Consider the following 19,368-nt stretch of genomic DNA (forward strand, 5'->3'; position numbering starts at 1 on the left):
GTCCGCGCCGGTTGCGGCGCGGCGGCTCGGGCGGCATCGGCGCACCGGGTCCGCCCGGAGCGCCGGGCGGCGCGTGCGGTCCGGCGCCGTGTGGGGGGCGGCGGGCGCCCGCGTCACCGGTTGGGGAGCGTGCCGGGCGCCGCGGCTGCAGGCGCGACGTCGCGGGACCTCCCGGTACGCCGAAAGGGCGGCTCGTCCTGGGGACGGGCCGCCCTTTCGGGACGGTGGGGATCAGACCTTCAGCGTCTTGACCGCGGTCGGGGCGTGGCCCGGCTCGGTCGCCAGCTCCTCGAACTCCACGACGTTGCTGATGTCGTTGGTGCCCGACATGGAGATGTTGGTGACGCGCTCCAGGATCGCCTCGACGACGACCGGCACCCGGTGCTCGGCGGCGAGCTTCTTGGCCTGCTCGAAGGCGGCGCCCAGCTCGTTCGGGTCGGTCACCCGGATCGCCTTGCAGCCCAGGCCCTCGGCGACCTTGACGTGGTCGACGCCGTAGACGCCCAGCTCGGGGGAGTTGATGTTCTCGAACTCCAGCTTGACCTGGAAGTCGATGTCGAACGCCCGCTGCGCCTGGCGGATCAGGCCGAGGTAGGAGTTGTTGACCAGGACGTGCACGTAGGGGATCTTGTGCTGCGCGCCGACGGCCAGTTCCTCGATCATGAACTGGAAGTCGTAGTCGCCGGAGAGCGCCACGACCTGGCCCTCGGGGTCGGCCTTGGCGACGCCCAGTGCGGCCGGCACGGTCCAGCCCAGCGGTCCCGCCTGGCCGCAGTTGATCCAGTGCCGGGGGCGGTAGACGTGCAGCATCTGCGCGCCGGCGATCTGCGAGAGGCCGATGGTGGAGACGTACCGGGTCTCCGGCCCGAAGGCCTTGTTCATCTCCTCGTACACGCGCTGCGGCTTGATCGGGATGTCGTCGAAGTGCGTACGGCGCTGGAGGGTGGCCTTGCGCTCCTGCGCGGAGGCGGCCCAGGCGGAGCGGTCGGGCAGCTTGCCGGCCGCCTTCAGCTCCTTGGCCACCTCGACGAACAGCTCCAGCGCGGCCTTGGCGTCGGAGGCGATGCCGTAGTCCGGGGCGAAGATCTTGCCGATCTGGGTCGGCTCGACGTCGACGTGGACGAACTTCCGGCCGGCCGTGTAGACGTCCAGCTTGCCGGTGTGGCGGTTGGCCCAGCGGTTGCCGATGCCGAGGACGAAGTCGGACTCCAGGAAGGTCGCGTTGCCGTAGCGGTGCGAGGTCTGCAGGCCGACCATGCCGGCGTTCAGCTCGTGGTCGTCGGGCAGGACGCCCCAGCCCATCAGGGTCGGCACGACCGGGGTGCCGGTCAGCTCGGCGAACTCCACCAGCAGGCCGGCGGCGTCGGCGTTGATGACACCGCCGCCGGCGACGATCAGCGGGCGCTCGGACGCGTTCAGCATCCCGATCGCCTTCTCGACCTGGGCCCGGGTCGCGGCCGGCTTGTAGACCGGGAGCGGCTCGTAGGTCTCCGGGTCGAACTCGATCTCCGTCATCTGGACGTCGATCGGCAGGTCGATCAGGACCGGGCCGGGCCGGCCGGAGCGCATGAGGTGGAACGCCTGCTGGAAGACGCCGGGGACCTGCGCGGCCTCCAGGACGGTGACCGCCATCTTGGTCACCGGCTTGGCGATGGAGGCGATGTCGACGGCCTGGAAGTCCTCCTTGTGGATCACCGCGGTCGGCGCCTGGCCGGTGATGCACAGGATCGGGATCGAGTCGCCGGTCGCGGAGTACAGGCCCGTGATCATGTCGGTGCCGGCGGGTCCCGAGGTGCCGATGCACACACCGATGTTGCCGGGGTGGGTGCGGGTGTAGCCCTCGGCCATGTGGGAGGCGCCCTCGACGTGGCGGGCGAGGGTGTGGGTGATGCCGCCGGAGGCCTTGAGCGCCGCGTAGAAGGGGTTGATCGCCGCGCCCGGCACACCGAACGCGTCGGTGACGCCCTCGCGCTTGAGGATCTCAACTGCCGCGCGGGCAGCGGTCATACGAGCCATCGAGTACTCCTGCTTCGGCTGTCGGATTCGCACTCCCGTCGCGCCCCGCGGTGAGCAATTCCGTATTGCGAAAGTTAGTTTCTACGATCTGGAAGTAATGTAAGGGGGTGTCCCGAGGCCGTCAAGAGACGGACCGGTCAAGGCGCGGACAGACGGGGGATGTCCGGAGGACGATGAGGGACATGTCCGAGAGCATCGCGGTGCGCTGCCCGGCCTGCGGGCGCCGGCACCGCTACACGGCACCCCCGTACCCCTGCGCCTGCGGAGCGCCCGTCGCCCCGCCGCTCGACACGCACGGCACCGCCGCGGCGGTCACCCACCGCACCTGGGACGAGGAGTGGGTCGGCGTGCGCTGCGCGGCCTGCGGGGACGAGAGCCGGTGGCCGCGCCCGGAGCTGGGCTGCCCGTGCGGGACGGTGCTGTGCGTGCCGGTGGAGCGGGCGGCCACGGGCCGGGCCGGACGGCCCCGGAGCCCCGGCGCCGCCGACCGAGGGACCGTCCCGATCCGCACCGCCCTCGACGCGGTCACCGCCGCGGTCCTGTATCTGCGCGGGCTCGGCCACCCCGACGTCCGCCGCGCCGACCAGCGGCCCACGGCCGGCATCGGCCTGGCCGCCCACGGCATCCTGGCCCAGGTGGACCCGACGGCGGGCCCGGCCTCGGTGCGGGACGTGGAATGCCTGTGGCTGACGGCCATGGCGGAGTCCGCCGAGTGCGTCTACTTCTCCCTCGCCGGGTACGCCGACGAGGCCCGGGCCCGCGCCGAGCGGCTGGGCGTCCCGCTGTTCGTCCTCGGTCCCACCGGGGTGCCGCGGCCGGTCAACGGGCCGGCCCGGGCGCTGGACGCCGGGGCCGGCTGACCGGAACGCACGAGGGGGGCACCCGGTGGATACCGGGTGCCCCCCTCGGGGACGGGCGGGCGGGACTACCGCGCCGCGTGGCCGAAGCGGTCCCCGCTCGCGGGGAGGCCGCCCTGGCCCGGCTGGTACGTGGTGACCGGGGCGGTCGGCTGACCCAGGGTCACGTTGGACATCGGCAGGGCGTACAGGGTGCCGTAGGCGCTCGGGCCGTCGGGCATGCCGACGTACAGCTTGGTGCCGGTGAAGTGGAGGCTGGAGCCGAGGCGCTGGTTGGCTCCCGGCGCACCGGGGATGCCGTCGCCGTCACCGGCCTCGATCCACTTGTCGTTGGCACCGGGCGCGCCGACGAGCGAGAAGACGTGGACCGCGCCGGACTTGGTCGCCGTGCCGACGGCCTCGTCCGGGACGCCGACGGCCAGCCTCATCGTGGCCGCGGTGCTCACCGCGCGCGGCGCGGTGTTGACGGCGGTCACGGTCGTACCGAAGTGGTCACCGGCCTCCGAGGTGCCGGAGACGTCGTCGTCGGCGGTGCCGGAGGAGATGCCGTAGAGCTGGTCGTAGGTGCCCGAGGCGGTGATGCGGAAGGTCAGGACACTGCCCGTCTCCGCCTTCTGGACGTCGTTGACGGCCAGGGCCTCGCCCGGGGCGCCGACCGCGAGGATCGACTCGGTGGCGGCCGCCGCGCCCGACGGGCGGTAGGGGGCCAGGGCCAGGGAGGCACCGAAGCGGTCATTGGCCTCGGCGCCGCCGGAGACCGTGTCCAGGTCCTGGTCGAGGCCGAACAGCGGGGTGGGCCGGTTCTCGGTGTTCAGCTTGTGGGAGAAGACCGCGAGGTTGCCGGCCGCGTCGTCGCCGCCGATGTTCTCGTTCGGGGCGCCGATGGCGATGTTGTTGGCGTCGGCCGCGAGCACGGCACCGAAGCCGTCGTTCGCCTCGACCGCGCCGGGCACGTTCAGCTTGTCCTGGTGGACGGAGACGTTGGTGCCGCCGCGCACGTAGAACGCCTGACCCGCCTTGGCGGCGCCGCTGAGGCCCTCACCGGGGGCGCCGATCACGAGGAACGGCTCACCGGCGGCGGTGGTGCCGGCGACCAGGGCCTGGCCCAGGAGGTCGCCGGTCTCCGGGGTGGAGGCGGCCAGGGAGCCGTTGCCGTGGGCCTCCTGGAAGTGGGTGTTCTTCGTGGCGCCGGTGCCGATGCCGCCGGGGGCGCCGTGCAGGACGTCGGTCATGCCCGCGTCGTCGGCCGTGTCGATCTTCTCGCCCGGGGTGCCGACGACCAGGTCGGTGCAGCCGTCCTCGTCGTAGTCGACGGTGGCGATGGCCTGGCCGAAGTTGTCGCTCGCCTCGGCGCCGCCCGGCACCCAGTCGAGGTCCTGGTTGATCTCGGCGGTGCCCTTGCCGCCGCCGTACACGACCCGGACGAGACCGGCCTTCAGGTCGCCGCCGACGGTCGCGGCGGGGTCGGCGACGGCGATGTCCTCGACACCGTCGCAGTTGAAGTCGGTGATGCGGTTGGCGCCGACCTTGGACTCGACCCAGGAGGCCAGGTCGTCGACCCGGGAGACGACGCCGCCGGTGCGGGTCTCGGTCGCGTCGATGCCGAAGCAGCCGCCCTGGTAGGACCGGCTGGCGAGGGCGACGAGCTGGTTGGTGCCGCTGGTGGTGCGGACCAGCGGGCCGCCGGTGTCACCCATGCACGCGGCCACGCCGTCCTTGCCGGTGACCGTGGCCGTGGTGGCCTCGGCGGCGTCCACGGAGAAGGCTCCGGTGTGCAGGTTCAGCGGCGCCCACTCGGTGTTGCTGCGGCCGTAGCCGGCGAGCTTCAGCTCCTCGCCCGCGGCGGGCGCGGTGGTGGCCAGGGCGACCGGGGCGACGTTGGTGACCGGGCGGTTCAGCCGGGCCAGGACGACGTCGCGGTCGGTACGGGGCACCAGCTCGACGATCTCGCGGACGGCACCCGCGGTGCCCGAGAGGTCGGTGCGGCCGATGGTCGCGGTGGTCTTCAGCCGGGGCTTGCCCGCGGGCACCGCGAGGCTCGCGGCCGGGTCGTCGGCGAAGCAACTGGCCGCGGTGAGCAGCCATTCGACGTCGACCAGGACGCCGGAGCAGCCGCGGTCGTGGTTGCCGACGACGACCTGCGCGGTGTAGGCGTGGGTGGTGTCGGAGGAGGCGGAGGCGGGGCCCGTCACGGCGGCGGCCGGCAGGGCGGTCAGGACGATCGGTCCCGCGCTCAGGGCTGCGGCCAGTGCGGTCAGGCGCACGGCTCTGGTGTGTCGCATCAGTGGGTTCCTCGGTGGCAGATCAGGCAAGGGCGTTCGACGGAGGGTTACTTGGAGGTCCTGATCTCCACCAGCAGGTGCTCGCGGCCCTGCTCGTCCGCGCTCTCGCCCACCGCGGTCCAGGTGTTCTTGTCGATGTCGAAGGACTTCTCCTCCTCGCCGACGGTCATGTCCACCTGGGTGTTGTAGTCGTTGCCCCTGATGACGTAGACGGCCGGGATCTCCAGCGTCAGCCAGCCCGAGTCGCCGACCGTCTTGAAGCAGATCGGGTCCTCCTGGCGCCTGGCCATGATCTGGAGCAGACCGGTGCCGCCGGCGCAGTCGGCCAGGGTGATGTGACCGTCACCGCGCTTGAGGACGATGCCCCGCTCCTGGAGGATCTTGTCCGCCTGCGGGTAGTTGAAGTCCTCGACGGCGTAACCGGGTGCCTCGTCGGCCACGGCCACCGCGGGGCCGTCGCCGGCGCCCTGGTGACCGGCCGCCAGGGCGACCCACGCCAGGGCGCCGGCGGCAGCCGCCGCGCCCACGGTGCGCGCGATGAGTCTCTTCTTCTGCTGCAGCTTCGCCGCAGCGACGACGTGTGCCTTCATCCCGTTCCTTCATCGATCCACGTGTGGCCGGATGAGTGCCCGCGAATTGATGAGACGTCCCCCAATTTCGTCGGCGACACAGCCGTTCCACAAAGACCTCGGCGGTTTCCGCACTCATTCGGGAAATTCATTTCCCCGTCGGCGCGGCCCACTGAGCGCGTCCATGTCACCCCCACTCACTGGTCATTGTCCATCACTACAAGCAACCCAAATCGGACGGAAGTTGAAGATCATTCAGTGATCTTCACCACGGTTTGGAAAGGTTGTGCGACCAGATGTGGAGATTCCGTGCAGATCAACTGGCCTGTCGCGCACCAGAACTGACTGTCACTCACTTCATATGTCCGCCAATTGCTTTTCCGCTTGATTGCGCGTTGAAATGGTGCACGTTCGTTGCGCAGTTCCGCTGTCCGTCAACACAGACGACGAGGACGACATTTCCATGCAGACGATGTTCTGGAGTCGCAGACGACTTCTCGGCGCGGTCGCCGCCGTGACCGCAGCGACCGCCACTCCCCTGTCGCTCGCGTCCCCGGCCCGCGCCGCCACCGCGGAGGACACGGTGCCCGACGCGCTGTCCCTGCCGGACACCGACCGGGCGAAGGTGGTCAAGGCCTGGATGACGGGTGGCCGGGCCACCAAGGCCGCGGCGGCCTACGCCCTCTACGGCACCGACGCCGAGGTCCGGACGTTCCTCGCCGAGACTCTTCCGAAGGTCACGGCGGAGGACAACCGCGTCGCCGTCGCCAGGCACCTCGTCCGGGCCGGCAAGGGCACGCGCCGGGAAGCGGTCGCCGCTCTCGACTACGGCGACGACGCCATCGCCGCCTTCCTCGCGGACGGGTACAAGCCCGCCCTGTTCGAGGACCTGAGCGTGGCGACCGCCATCGTGTCGTCCACCGGCAACAAGGCCGTCCAGCGGGAGGCCTCCGCCGCGCTGGACGCCGGCACCCAGCAGGCGCTGGAGGACTTCCTCGTCGACGGCCAGTACGACGCCGCCCTGGAGGACGCGCGGGTCCAGGTCTCCTCGATGCTGGTCGGGGCCGGGCCCGAGGTGCGCAAGTACGCCGACCGCGCCCTGAGCGGCACCGCCTCCGACATCCAGTGGTTCCTCGACACCGGTCAGCACATCGCCCGGGCCCGGGACCAGGAGTCGGCGACCATCGCGGAACTCGTGGCGGTCGTCGAGCGGGAGGGCAAGCGCGCCCAGGCCGAGACCGACGCGGCCGTGGAGGCCTCCGAGCGCGCTCAGGCCGCCGCCGCGAAGGCCAAGGAAGCGGCCGAGAAGGCCGCCGCGGAGGCCGCGGCCGCCAAGGACGACGTGCAGAAGTCCGCCGCGGCGGCCCGCAAGGCCTCCAGCGCCGCCAAGGGCGCGGCCAACGCCGCCCGCAACGCCATCAGCGCCTCCAACGCCGCCGTGCTCGCGTCCCGCCGGGCCTCCTGGGCGGCCACGGCCGCCTCCCAGGCCGCCGCGACGGCCGGCAACGCCGCCTCCCGCGCCTACAACGCCGCCATCGCCGCCTCCAAGGACGCCTCCAAGACCGCGGCGGCCAAGGACGCGGCCGTCGCCGCCCGCAACTCGGCCGCGAAGGCGCGGTCCGCGGCCAAGGCCGCCGACTACGCCGCGGCCGCCTCCGCGGCGGCCGCCAACGCCGGTTCCTCGGCCGCCTCCGCCGCCCGCAACGCCGCGGCGGCCGCCAACGCCTCCGCGCAGGCCGCGGTGGCCGCGGGGGCGGCCCAGTCCGAGGCCAACGAGGCCAAGCGCCAGGCGGCCATCGCGACGTCGGCCGCCAACCGCGCCACCAACGCCGCCTCCACCGCCCAGGCCCTCGCCAACACGGCCGCCTCCGCGGCGCGCACGGCCCGGGACGCCGCCAACTCCGCGGCCGACCATGCCGAGAAGGCCGCCGACGCCGCCGACGAGGCGGTGAAGTACGCCGGTCAGGCCGTCGACTACGCGAACAAGTCCACCGCGCACGCCGCCGAGGCCGTGAAGGCCGCCGACACCGCCACCAAGGCCGTGCAGGACGCCATGGCCGTGGAGCAGGCGGCGCGGGACGCGGAGCTGGCCCGCCTGGAGCAGGACAAGCTGCAGGGCCTGGAGGAAGCCCGGCTGCTGGCCCAGATCGAGGCCGAGGAGCAGGCCGAGTACGAGGGCAAGCGCACCCAGGAGGCCCAGGTCGAGCAGGCCCTCAAGGAGCTGATCGCCCAGGCCGAGAAGGCCCTGTGGGAGACCGGTGACCTGACGCTCGCCGCCACCCTGGGCCGCAAGGCCGCCACCGGCCTGCTCCGGGCGAAGGGCGCGTGGACGCGGCAGGCCGCCCAGTACGCGCTGGCGGGCAGCGACGACGACGTGCTCTCCTGGATCGACCTCGACCGGCAGATCGCCCAGAACCAGGACGACCGGGAGACCGTCCTCTACATCGCCCAGATATCCAGCCCCGCCATCGCGCAGGCGGCGCACGCCGCCCTGGCCAGCACCAGCTCGACGGCGGTGGGCGACTTCCTCACGTCGGGCATGATCCGGGCGTCGCAGGACGACAACAAGGTGCAGATCGCCCGCATCATCAACGACAAGCCCGGCAGGGCCGTCCTCCAGGCCGCCAACGACGCGCTGGACAAGAACACCCCCGAGGCGTTCCAGGACTTCTTCAACCGCACCTACCCCGCGGCGATCCGGGAGGACGACGCGGTGGAGACCGCGAGCTCGGTGGCGAGCGGCGGCGAGTACGTCAAGGCGTACGGCGAGGTGGCCCTGGAGGGGCCCACCTGGATGCGCAGGAACTTCGTCCAGTCCGTGCAGTACACGGCGGCGCAGCTCGACCACGACTCCGCCACCCACATCGCGGCGGTCCGCGGGGCGATCGCGGCCGCGGCCAAGATCGCCTACCAGGCGCAGAAGGACGCGGCACTGGCCTCCAAGGCGGCGGCGGAGGCCCGCAACGCCGCCGACGCCGCCAAGGAGTGGGCCGACAAGGCGATCGACGCGGCGAGCAAGGCGGACTCCTACGCCCAGCAGGCGAGGGACAACGCCGACGCCGCCGACCGGTCCGCGGCGAGCGCCCAGGCCTCGGCGAACCAGGCGAAGACGGCTGCGGCGACCGCGCGCGGGGCGGCCCGGTCGGCGAACTACTCCGCGAACAAGGCCGTGGACGCCGCCCGTTCGGCGCTGCAGTCCTCCTACAGCGCCCAGGCGTCCGCCGCCTCCGCGCGCCAGTCCGCGCTGCAGGCCGGCAAGGACAGCGCGACGGCGGCCGCGGCGGCCACCGAGGCGCGCCGCATCGCCGTGCAGAAGCGCGAGGCCGAGATCGCGCAGAAGGCCCGCGAGGCGGCCGAGGAGGCGCAGCGGCAGCGGGAGGAGCAGAGGGACCCGGCCAACACCGAGCAGAACGACGAGGTCCACCCCAACGGCACCGGCACCGGCTCCGAGGGAGAGGACTGGTGGTCGGACGCCAGTTGGTGGGCCGACGCCGCCAACAAGGTCAGCATCGCCTCGGGCTTCCTCTCCGCCGGTCTCGGTCTGGCCAGCCTCGCCTTCCCCCCGCTGGCGGCGGGAGCGGCCTTCTTCGGCATGGTGTCGCTGGGCGCCGGTGCGCTGGGAGCTCTGTTCACCGGCCTCGAACACGGCTTCACCAGCGGTGAGTTCGTCGGGGCGCTCGGCGGCACGGCCCTGAACCTGGCCACCTTCGGCCGGGGCAAGCTCGTCACCACCGGCATCAAGAAGGTGGCCCCCGTGGTCAACAAGGTCGCCGAGGAGGGCAAGGAGCTGGTGTCCTCGATCACCGGCGGACTGTCGTCGCTCTTCTGACCGGCTCCGTCCGCCCGCCCCGCGACGGGTGACGGCCCCGCCGCCCCGCCGGTGACCGGCGGGGCGGCCCCATGCCGACGTCCGGCAGCCGCGCCGAAGCGGACCCGCGTGAACTGATCCGGTGAGCCCTCTCCGTCCTCACCGCGCCGCGTAGCGCTCTCTCAGTTCGATCTTGCGCACCTTCCCGGAGACGGTCATCGGGAAGGAGTCGAGGATCTTGAGGCGGCTGGGCACCTTGTAGTGGGCCAGCTGTCCGTCGCAGTACGCCCGCAGTTCCTCAAGGGTGAGCGGGTCGGCCCCGTCGCGCGGGATCACGCAGGCCAGCACCTCCTCGCCGTAGCGCTCGTGCGGCACGCCGACGACCTGGACGTCCGCGATCTTCGGGTGGCGGTACAGGAACTCCTCGACCTCCCGCGGGTAGATGTTCTCCCCGCCCCGGATGATCATGTCCTTGATGCGGCCGACGATCTCGACGTAACCGTCCTCGCGCATCACCGCGAGGTCGCCGGTGTGCATCCAGCGGCCCTGGTCGATGGCCTCGGCGGTCTTCTCGGGCTCGTCCCAGTAGCCGAGCATCACGCTGTAGCCGCGGGTGCGCAGTTCACCGGCCGTGCCCCGGGGCAGGGTGACGCCGGTCGCCGGGTCGACGACCTTCACCTCGATGTGCGGCAGGACCCGGCCGACGGTGCCGGTGCGGTGTTCCAGGTCGTCGTCCATCCGGGTCTGGAGGGACACCGGGGAGGTCTCGGTCATGCCGTAGCAGATGGAGACCTGCTCCATGTGCATCTCGGCGACCACCCGCTTCATCACCTCCACCGGGCACGGCGAGCCCGCCATGATGCCGGTGCGCAGGGAGGAGAGGTCGTACGTGGCGAAGTCCGGGAGGTTCAGCTCCGCGATGAACATCGTGGGCACGCCGTACAGCGAGGTGCAGCGCTCCTGCTGGACCGCGCGCAGGGTCGCCGCCGGGTCGAAGGACGGTGCCGGGATGACCATGCAGGCGCCGTGCGAGGTCGCCGCCAGGTTGCCCATGACCATGCCGAAGCAGTGGTAGAAGGGCACGGGGATGCAGATGCGGTCCTGCTCGCTGTAGGCGATCAGCTCCCCCACGAAGTAGCCGTTGTTGAGGATGTTGTGGTGGGAGAGGGTCGCGCCCTTGGGGAAGCCCGTCGTGCCCGACGTGTACTGGATGTTGATCGGGTCGTCGCAGGACAGCTCCTCGTGGCGGGGAGCGGGGGTCGCCCGGGCGAGCAGCGCCTCCCAGCCCGGGTCGCCGATGTACACGACCTCCCGCAGCTCGGGGCACCTGCCCCGGACTTCCTCCGCCATCGCCCGGTAGTCGCTGGTCTTGTGGCTGAGGGAGGCGACGAGCAGCCGGACGCCGGACTGCTTCAGGACGTACTCGACCTCGTGGGTGCGGTAGGCCGGGTTGATGTTGACCATGATCGCGCCGATGCGGGCGGTCGCGTACTGGACGAACACCCACTCGGGGCAGTTGACGGCCCAGATGCCCACCCGGTCGCCCTTGGCGATCCCGGAGGCGATCAGCGCGGACGCCAGCCGCTCGACCTGCGCGCCGAATTCGGCGTACGTCCAGCGCCGCCCGGACGGCACGTCGACCAGCGCCTCACGGTCCGGCCAGGCGGCCACGGCACGGTCCAGGTTGGCTCCGAGGGTGTCGCCGAGCAGGGCCGTGCCGCTCGTGCCGTGGGCGTAGGAGAGCGCGGTCACCGGAAGTCCTCCTCGCGGTACTCGGCGTCGGAGCCGGCCGCGGTGGCCTCGCGCAGCTCGATGCGGCGGATCTTGCCGGAGACGGTCTTGGGCAGGTCGCCGAACTCCAGGCGACGGATGCGCTTGTAGGGGGCGAGGACCTCGCGGGAGTGCTCGAACAGCACCTTCGCCGTGTCCAGGCCCGGCTCCCAGCCCGCCGCGAGGACGACGTACGCCTTGGGGACGGCCAGGCGCAGCTCGTCCGGCGCCGGGACGACGGCCGCCTCGGCGACCGCCTCGTGCTCCAGCAGCGCGCTCTCCAGCTCGAACGGGGAGATCTTGTAGTCGGACGCCTTGAACACGTCGTCCGCGCGCCCGATGTAGGTGAGGTATCCGTCCTCGTCCCGTGCGCCGATGTCGCCGGTGCGGTAGTAGCCCCCGGCCATCGCCTCGGCCGTGCGGTCGGCGTCGCCGTGGTAGCCGGTCATCAGGCCGACCGGGCGGTCGGACAGGTCCAGGGCGATCTCGCCCTCGTCGGCGCCGGGTGCGCCGGTGACCGGGTCGAGGAGTTCGACGCGGTAGCCGGGGCTGGGCCGGCCCATCGAGCCGGTCTTCAGTACCTGACCGGGGCTGTTGGAGACCTGCACGGCCGTCTCCGTCTGCCCGAATCCGTCCCGGATGGTCACGCCCCAGGCCCGGCGGACCTGCTCGATCACCTCGGGGTTCAGCGGCTCACCGGCGGCGACGACCTCGCGCGGCGGGGTGGCGAGCTGGGTCAGGTCGGCCTGGATGAGCATCCGCCACACCGTCGGCGGGGCGCAGAAGGTGGTCACGCCCGCCCGGTCCATCTCGGCCATCAGCCGGGCTGCGTCGAACCGGGTGTAGTTGTGCAGGAAGACGGTCGCCTCCGCGTTCCACGGAGCGAAGAGGTTCGACCAGGCGTGCTTGGCCCAGCCCGGCGAGGAGATGTTCAGGTGCACGTCGCCGGGCTTGAGGCCGATCCAGTACATGGTCGCCAGGTGCCCGACCGGGTAAGAGGTGTGGGTGTGCTCGACCAGTTTGGGGCGGGCCGTCGTACCGGAGGTGAAGTACAGCATCAGCGGGTCGTCGGCGCCGGTCGGGCCGTCGGGGGTGAAGGTGCCGGAGGCCGTGCGGGCGTCCTCGTACGGCAGCCAGCCGGCCGCCGCGCCGCCGACCGCGATCCGCGTGTAGTCGCCGGGCACGTCGGCGAACTTGCCGGTGTCCCCGGCGCGGACGATCACGTGCCGCACCCGGCCGCGGTCGACGCGGTCGCGCAGGTCGGCGGGGCCGAGCAGCGGGGTGGCGGGGATGACGACGGCGCGCAGCTTCATCGCGGCGAGCGCCGTCTCCCACAGCTCGGCCTGGTTGCCCAGCATGACCAGGATCCGGTCCTCCGGCGCCACGCCCAGCTCCCGCAGCCGGTTCGCGACCCGGTTCGAACGGGCGGACATCTCGGCGAAGGACACCCGTACCTCGGAGCCGTCCTCCTCGACGAGGTGCAGCGCGGTGCGCTCGTTGCCGTCGGCGATGACGTCGAACCAGTCCAGCGCCCAGTTGAAGTGCTCGGGGCGTGGCCAGGCGAAACCCTCGTAGGCCGCGGTGTAGTCCTCGCGGTGCTCCAGCAGGAAGTCCCGCGCCCCGCGGAACAGCTCCGTCGCCGTCGTCATCTGTCCTCCTTCGTGCCGGACCATTGCCGGGCGGCTCTCTGCCATCGTGTAATCCGTGATGCAGGTCTCACTACCCCCGAACGGGGGTGTGCGTGACGGAACGGCCGCGAAGGAGCGAGCGGGTGGCAGTGGACGCGGCCGGTGCGGTGGAGGTCCGCAGCGCGCTGGTACGGCTGCGGCGCGCGACCGGACTGCCGGTCGCCTTCGGCGGGTTCGTGGAGCCGGGGCGGCGGCAGGTGCGCATCAGTGAGCTGAGCGGCACCGCCACGGCCGCGCTCAGCGCGCTCGCGGTCACCTCCGGGAACGGGCTCGGCGGCAAGGCGGTGGCCCTCGGCCGGCCGTGCGCCGTGACGGACTACTCCTCATCGCGGCAGATCAGCCACGAGTACGACGCCCCCGTCGCCGCCGAGGGCCTGCGCTCGGTGGTGGCGGTGCCGGTCGTCGTACGGCGCCGTGTGCGCGGTGTGCTGTACGGCGCCCTGCGCGCGGCCCAGCCGCTGGGCGACCGCACGCTGAGCGTCGCCGTGGAGGCGGCGCGGGACGTGGAACAGGCGCTGCTGCTGCGGGAGGAGGCGCGGGAGCTGCTCGCCGCGGCACGGCCGGAGCCGGTGCGGGATCCGGCGGCCACGGCCGCGTGGGAGCAGGTGCGGGAGGCGCACGCGGCGCTGCGGGCGCTGGCGCCGAGGATCGCGGATCCCGCGCTGCGGGAGGAGTTGCTGCGCGCGTGCGGCCTGCTGGCCACGGGGACGGGGAACCGGCCCGTGCCGGGGGTCGGTCTGGCTCCCCGCGAGGTGGACGTCCTGGCGTGTGTCGCCGAGGGCGCGACGAACACGGTGGCCGCCGAGCGGCTGGGGGTGCGGCCGGAGACGGTCAAGGGGTATCTGCGGTCGGCCATGCGCAAGCTCGGTGCGCGCACCCGCGGCGAGGCCGTCGTCGCGGCACGGCGGGCGGGGTGGCTGCCGTAGCCGCTGTTGTTGCCGTCACCTCCTCGTCCGTCCGTCATTCAACGGGGCGTTGCCTACCATTGGCCGGGACACGACACAGGAGGGGGAGCGGTGACCGTGCGACGGGGCTTCGGGGAACCTTCCGGCGGCCGCTCCGATCTGGTCATCGGCCGGGAGGAGTCGTTCGCGGCGGCGCGTGAGCAGCTGTCCCGAGGGGGCAGCGTGCTGCTGCACGGGCCCGCCGGGATCGGCAAGTCGACCGTCCTGCGGACGCTGGCCGGCGAATACGCCCGCACGGCACGCACCGTGTTGCGCTGCTCGGCCACGGAGTCCGAGTCCCACCTTCCCTTCCTCGCCCTCGCCGACCTGCTCGGGCTGGTCCTCGACGAGGTGTCCGGCGCGCTCCCCGACGCCCAGCGCACCGCGCTGGAGTCGGCCCTCACCGGCCGCGGCGAGTCAACGCTCCAGCGCGACGGGCTCGCGCTGCGGCTGGCCGTGCTGTCCGCGCTGCGCGCGCTCGCGGCGGCCGGGCCCGTGCTCGTCGTCGCCGACGACCTGCAGTGGCTGGATCCGGCCAGCGCCGAACTCCTCGGCTTCGCCGCCCGCCGCCTGGGCGACACGCCGGTGCGGATGCTGTGCGCGGTGCGGACCGAGGGGCCGGAGACGGAGGGTTCGGAGTACGGCCGCCATCTGCGCGCCGCCCCGCCGGACACCCGTGCGGTCCGGCTGGGCCCGCTGACCCGCGTTCAGGTGTCCGCGCTGCTCGACCACCGCGGCTACACCGGCCTGCCCCGCTCCACGGTCCGCGAGATCCACCGCACCAGCGGCGGCAACCCGCTGTTCGCCCTGGAGCTGGGCCGGGCGCTGGCCGAGAGCCCCACCCCGCCCCGGCCGGGCGAGCCGCTGCCGGTGCCGACCTCGCTGCGGGCCCTGGTGCTCAGCCGCCTGGAGATGCTGTCGGAGGAGGCCCGGCGCACCCTCCTGGTGGCCAGCGCCGGTGCCCGTCCCACGCCCGCCCTGCTGCACGCGGCCGGCCGGGAGAACGCCGAGGCCGAGACCGCCCGGGCGGCCGAACTCGGCCTGCTGGCGCCGGACCCGGAGGGGCCCGCCGTACGGTTCGCCCATCCGCTGATCTCGGCCGCGCTGTACGCCGAGGCGCCGGCGGCGGAGCGGCGGGCCGCGCACGCCGCGCTGTCCAGGGCGGCGTCCGACCCGATCGAACGGGCCCGGCACCTGGCGCTGGCCACCACCGGCACCGACCCGGAGGTCGCGGCCCGGCTGGCGGAGGCGGCGGCACTGGCCCGGGACCGCGGGGCGCCGTCGGTGGCCGCCTCGCTCGGGCTGCTCGCGGCCCGGCACACCCCGGCCGGCAGCGAGCCGGGGCCGGGTGAGCACCGGCTCCAGGCCGCCGAGGACGCGATCACCGCGGGCGAGGTGGACCTGGCCCGGGACATCGCCCGTGAGGTACTGGCCCGGGCCACCGCGCCCGGTGAGCGGGTACGGGCCTGGATGGTGGTGATCGAGGCCGCCGGGCAGGCCATCGGCGAGGTCGACGCCGTCTTCCCGCAGGCGCTGGCCGACGCGGGCGACGATCCCCGGCTGCTCGCGCTGGTCCACTACCAGCTGGCCTGGCGCGGACTGGTGGTGCAGGGCGACTTCGCGCAGGGCCGGGAGGAGGCGGCGCACGCGGCCGGCCTCGCGGCGCGGGCCGGGGACCGGCGCACCGAACTGCTCGCCCTCGCCTTCCAGGCGCAGGCCGAGACCCTGATGGGGCATCCGGACGCTCCGGCGACCATCCAGCGGGCGCTGAAGGAGCCGCAGGACCCACGGGTGGCCTGCCATCACAACGGGGCCGGTTCGGCCCGGTTCCGCTGGCTGGTCATGAGCGACCGGCTGGCCGAGGCCCGTACCACCGTCACGGCGCTGCTGCGCGAGGTGCGCCGGCGCGGCATGGCCGAGAGCGAGGTCCACTACCTGCGCTTCCTCGCCGAGACCGAACTGCACTCGGGGCACTGCGGCCGGGCCCTGGACCTGGCCCGGCAGAGTCTGACCCTGGCGCGGGACGCGGGCATCGGGGAGGGCGCGGGCGCGATGCAGGCCGCGCTGGCCGAGGCCGCCGGCGGTGATGTGGAGCGGGCGCTCGACCTGGCCCGGGAGGCGGTGCGGCGGGCGGAGGAGGACGGCGACGCCGTGTACCTCTCGCGCGCCCTGGCCGCGCTCGGCCACGCCCATCTGGTGGCCGGCGACTGGCGGGAGGCCGTGCGGGCGCTGCGCCGGGTGCGGGAGCTGGAGGCCGGCGCGGGCATCACCGACCCGGCGCGGGGGCGGTGGCAGGGCGACCTCGCCGAGGCGCTGGTGCGGATCGGGGAGCCGGCCGAGGCACAGGACGTCATCGACACCACGCGCGCGCACGCGCTGCGGCTGGGCCGCGAGAGCGTGCTGGCGGTGCTGGACCGGGCCGAGGCCCGGGTGCGGGCGGCGCGCGGCGAACACCGGGCGGCCGTCGCCCGGCTGACGTCGGTGCGGGACCGGCTGGCCGGGCTGGGGTACGGCCTGGAGGAGGCGCGGGCCGCCTTCGCACTGGCGGAGCTGCGCGCGGGCCGGCCGGGGCCGGCGTCGTACGACGATGCGGCGCGGCTGTTCCGGCGCTGCCGGGCGCTGCCCTGGCTGCGGCAGGTGGACGCGGCCGTCGCGGCGCGGGCCGCCGGTCCGGCCCCGGAGCGGGCGGGCACGCCGGACGGTCTGGCGGGCCTCGCCTCGATGGAGCGTCAGGTCGCCGCGCTGGTCATGGAGGGCGCGACCAACCGGGAGATCGCCGCGCGCCTGTTCGTCAGCGTCAAGACGGTCGAGGCGACGCTGACCCGGGTCTACCGCAAGCTGGGGATCCGCTCCCGGGTGGACATCGTCCGCCTGGCGGCGGGGCGGGCCCCGTAGGCGGCGGTGGGACCGAGGGTTTTCCCTGCCCGGTTCCGGTAGGGGGTTCCCTCATTGGGAGGGACGGCTTCCGGGTCCTAGCGTGAGGGCGTGCCGCTCGCCCGGGCACACGGGGGTCTGTCCCGAGACCCCCGTGCTCCACCCCCCACCGCGTGACCTCCTGTTTCCCGGGCCCCACCGAACTCCTGAGCATCCCTCAGGTGCAGTGCCGGGGGGCGTTGCGAGCCACCACGAGCGGCCCGCAGCGCCCCCTTTCCATGTGCTGCGTCCCCGCGCCCCTGCCCGTCCGGCGGTCACCGGCGCAGTACGGCCCCGAAACGGATGTCGTACGCGGCTCCCGGATGCAGCGCCCTCAGCATCCGCTCCCCCTCGGCGCCCACCTCCTCCCGCTGCGCGCCGGTGAGCGGGCCGAAGGGCTCCACGACCAGTGCGTCGTCGCGCAGTGCCCACACCCCGGCCACGAAACCGTCGACCAGCAGGGTGCGGTACGACTGGTTCCCCTGCGCGGTGCGGCCCCGGTACTCGGCCGGGACGACGCGGGTGCGGTCGACGTGCGAGAGGACCAGGTTGTCGAACTCCGGCAGGAAGCGCGGCGCGGCCGGGGTGTCCGGGTCGGGGCGCGGCGCGTCGGGGAGGTCGAACAGCTCCACGCCGTTCGGGTCCCGGAAGGTGACGAGCCGGGGGCGGAGGTGTTCGAAGGTCTCCCGCAGGCGGGTCAGGCCCGCCCAGGTCTGCATGTCCCTCACGGATGCCGGGCCGAAGGCGGCGAGGTAGCGCAGCACGGCCGCCTCGGGGGCCGCGGCCGGCTCGGCGGGGCGGCCGAGCCAGTGCTCGGCGGTGGTGAGCGTGACCTGTCCGCTCCTGCCCCACAGTCCGCGCGGGGTGACCTGCACGAGCGGGAGCCGGCAGCGGGCCGCGACGGACAGGGCGCGCGGATCGGCGTCGGGCCAGTCGGCGGTCAGGGCCTCGCGCAGCTGCTTCATGGTGCGCGGCTCCTCCTCGACCAGCTCGCGTGCGCGGGCGGCGAGCCGGTCCAGGTCGACGCCCTGGAGTCCCTTGCGGAAGTACGTCAGTTCCCGGTCGCGGGCCGGCTGCACCAGGGGGCGCAGGGTGAGGCAGTCGTCGGCGGTGTGGGTGTGGATGGTCGAGCGCAGGGTGACGATGCGGACGACGCGACGGGCGGCCATCGGCTCCGCCAGGGCGTCGGGCGTGAAGCCGTCGAGGCGGGCGGCGAGGGCGTAGTACGGCGGTTCGACGTTCTGGGCCTGGAGCCCGACGAGGTGCTCGACGGCGGCCTCGGCCGTCAGCGGGGAGCGGCGCAGCAGCAACTGGCGGGCCAGGGTGGCGCGGTTGAGGGCGCGGGTGCCGAGCACGGGCGCCGTGGTGTGGGCCTTGGGCGTCATGCGGTGCACGGTAGCGCCGGTCGCGGACAGGTTCTGTCCGCGATGGCGTTCCGTCCGCGATGGCGTTCTGTCCGCGATGGCGGCATGGGGCGGGTGCGGCGACAGGGAGGCGGCCCCTCCCCCTCCCCGGTGATTGCCGCCTGTCCGGCGGGGAACCCACCTGTCCTGTGCACGGACGACAGCGGATTCTGGTGACCGGGTGGTTCAGCTTCCTGGACGGGGAGGCGACCGCCGGGGACGTGCTGGCGCTGCGGCGGGTGGAGGAGGTGCTGCGGGGCGCGGGGCTGGCCCACGACGTCGTGTGGAGTCCCGGGTTCCGGGCGGACGCGCTGCACTTGGAGGACGTGGACCCGGCCGCGTACTCCCACCTGGTCTTCGTGTGCGGCCCGGCGCACGGGCCGCAGGTCGAGGCGTTGCACCGGCGGTTCGCGCACTGCGCGCGGATCGCGGTCGGCGTCTCCGTCGTCGACCCCGGGTCCCCGGCCGTCACCGGCTTCGACCGGGTGCTCGCCCGGGACGCCGCCGGCCGGGAGCCGACGCCGGACCTCGCCGCCCGGGCTCCCGGGCTGCCCGCCCGTCCCGTCGTCGGGGTGGTGCTCACGCACGGTCAGCACGAGTACGGGCGGCAGCGGCGGCACGAGGAGGTCGCGGCGGCCGTGACGCGCTGGCTGGCCGGCAAGGACTGTGCACGGCTGGAGCTGGAGACCCGGCTCGACGCGCACGACTGGCGGCTGTGCGCCACGCCGGCCCAGCTGGAGGCCGTGCTGGGCCGGCTGGACCTGGTCGTCACCGACCGGCTGCACGGGATGGTGCTGGCGCTGCGGGCCGGCACTCCGGCGCTGGCGGTGGACCCGGTCGCGGGCGGCGCGAAGGTGACGGCGCAGGCCCGCGCCTGCGGCTGGCCCGCGCTGGTGTCCGCCGAGCGGCTGGAGCCGGGGCTGCTGGACCACTGGTGGCAGTGGTGCCTGACCGGCGGACGGAACGCGGCGCGACGGATCGGCACCGGCTTCCGGGCCGCGGACGCGGCCCCGGACGGCGCGGACGAGCTGGTCGCGGCCCTGGGGCTGCGACCAGCCGTCCAGGGCCCGGACGGCGGCCACCCCGTTCCCCGTCGTGGCCGGTGACGCAGGGGCACG

General features: G+C 73.7%; 11 protein-coding genes. 5 read left to right on the forward strand and 6 right to left on the reverse strand.

Going from position 1 to position 19,368, the window contains the following annotated elements:
* Positions 1 to 231: 231 nt before the first annotated feature.
* The gene (gene gcl, locus H0H10_RS23770; protein WP_188183120.1) at positions 232 to 2,016 is read right to left on the reverse strand and encodes a glyoxylate carboligase; all 1,785 of its coding nucleotides are present in this window, start codon (positions 2,014 to 2,016) and stop codon (positions 232 to 234) included.
* Positions 2,017 to 2,189: 173 nt separating this feature from the next.
* On the opposite strand from gcl, the gene H0H10_RS23775 reads away from it, so the two are divergent.
* Complete coding sequence (locus H0H10_RS23775; RefSeq protein ID WP_188183121.1) at positions 2,190 to 2,876, forward strand: hypothetical protein; 687 nt, start codon at positions 2,190 to 2,192, stop codon at positions 2,874 to 2,876.
* Positions 2,877 to 2,941: 65 nt separating this feature from the next.
* Here the strand turns inward: H0H10_RS23775 and H0H10_RS23780 are convergent, their stop codons facing one another.
* Together H0H10_RS23780 and H0H10_RS23785 are read right to left on the reverse strand one after the other, a co-directional pair.
* Positions 2,942 to 5,155, reverse strand: a complete 2,214-nt coding sequence (locus tag H0H10_RS23780) for a trypsin-like serine protease (RefSeq protein WP_188183122.1) — start codon at positions 5,153 to 5,155, stop codon at positions 2,942 to 2,944.
* A gap of 47 nt (positions 5,156 to 5,202) precedes the next feature.
* A complete protein-coding gene (locus tag H0H10_RS23785; protein ID WP_223180316.1) occupies positions 5,203 to 5,745 on the reverse strand; it encodes a hypothetical protein in 543 nt (180 codons plus the stop codon).
* A gap of 442 nt (positions 5,746 to 6,187) precedes the next feature.
* On the opposite strand from H0H10_RS23785, the gene H0H10_RS23790 reads away from it, so the two are divergent.
* On the forward strand, positions 6,188 to 9,553 hold the full coding sequence (locus H0H10_RS23790) for an ALF repeat-containing protein (RefSeq protein ID WP_188183123.1): 3,366 nt from the start codon (positions 6,188 to 6,190) through the stop codon (positions 9,551 to 9,553).
* Between the two features lie 138 nt (positions 9,554 to 9,691).
* Here H0H10_RS23790 and H0H10_RS23795 read toward each other — a convergent pair whose 3' ends face one another.
* A complete protein-coding gene (locus H0H10_RS23795; protein WP_188183124.1) occupies positions 9,692 to 11,284 on the reverse strand; it encodes an AMP-binding protein in 1,593 nt (530 codons plus the stop codon).
* A complete protein-coding gene (locus tag H0H10_RS23800; protein WP_188183125.1) occupies positions 11,281 to 12,951 on the reverse strand; it encodes an AMP-binding protein in 1,671 nt (556 codons plus the stop codon). Before H0H10_RS23800 ends, H0H10_RS23795 begins: the two co-directional genes overlap by 4 nt.
* A 122-nt stretch (positions 12,952 to 13,073) precedes the next feature.
* Between H0H10_RS23800 and H0H10_RS23805 the strand changes: the two genes are divergently transcribed.
* The gene (locus H0H10_RS23805; RefSeq protein WP_188183126.1) at positions 13,074 to 13,916 is read left to right on the forward strand and encodes a helix-turn-helix transcriptional regulator; all 843 of its coding nucleotides are present in this window, start codon (positions 13,074 to 13,076) and stop codon (positions 13,914 to 13,916) included.
* A 90-nt stretch (positions 13,917 to 14,006) separates the two neighbouring features.
* Entirely contained in the window at positions 14,007 to 16,829 is a 2,823-nt protein-coding gene (locus H0H10_RS23810; RefSeq protein ID WP_188183127.1) for a helix-turn-helix transcriptional regulator, read from the forward strand.
* A 293-nt stretch (positions 16,830 to 17,122) separates the two neighbouring features.
* Here the strand turns inward: H0H10_RS23810 and H0H10_RS23815 are convergent, their stop codons facing one another.
* Entirely contained in the window at positions 17,123 to 18,232 is a 1,110-nt protein-coding gene (locus H0H10_RS23815; protein WP_188183128.1) for a winged helix DNA-binding domain-containing protein, read from the reverse strand.
* Between the two features lie 167 nt (positions 18,233 to 18,399).
* On the opposite strand from H0H10_RS23815, the gene H0H10_RS23820 reads away from it, so the two are divergent.
* Complete coding sequence (locus H0H10_RS23820; protein ID WP_309141879.1) at positions 18,400 to 19,356, forward strand: polysaccharide pyruvyl transferase family protein; 957 nt, start codon at positions 18,400 to 18,402, stop codon at positions 19,354 to 19,356.
* Positions 19,357 to 19,368 lie beyond the last annotated feature (12 nt).

It is taken from the genome of Streptomyces griseicoloratus (genome assembly GCF_014534645.1).
GTDB lineage: Bacteria > Actinomycetota > Actinomycetes > Streptomycetales > Streptomycetaceae > Streptomyces > Streptomyces griseicoloratus.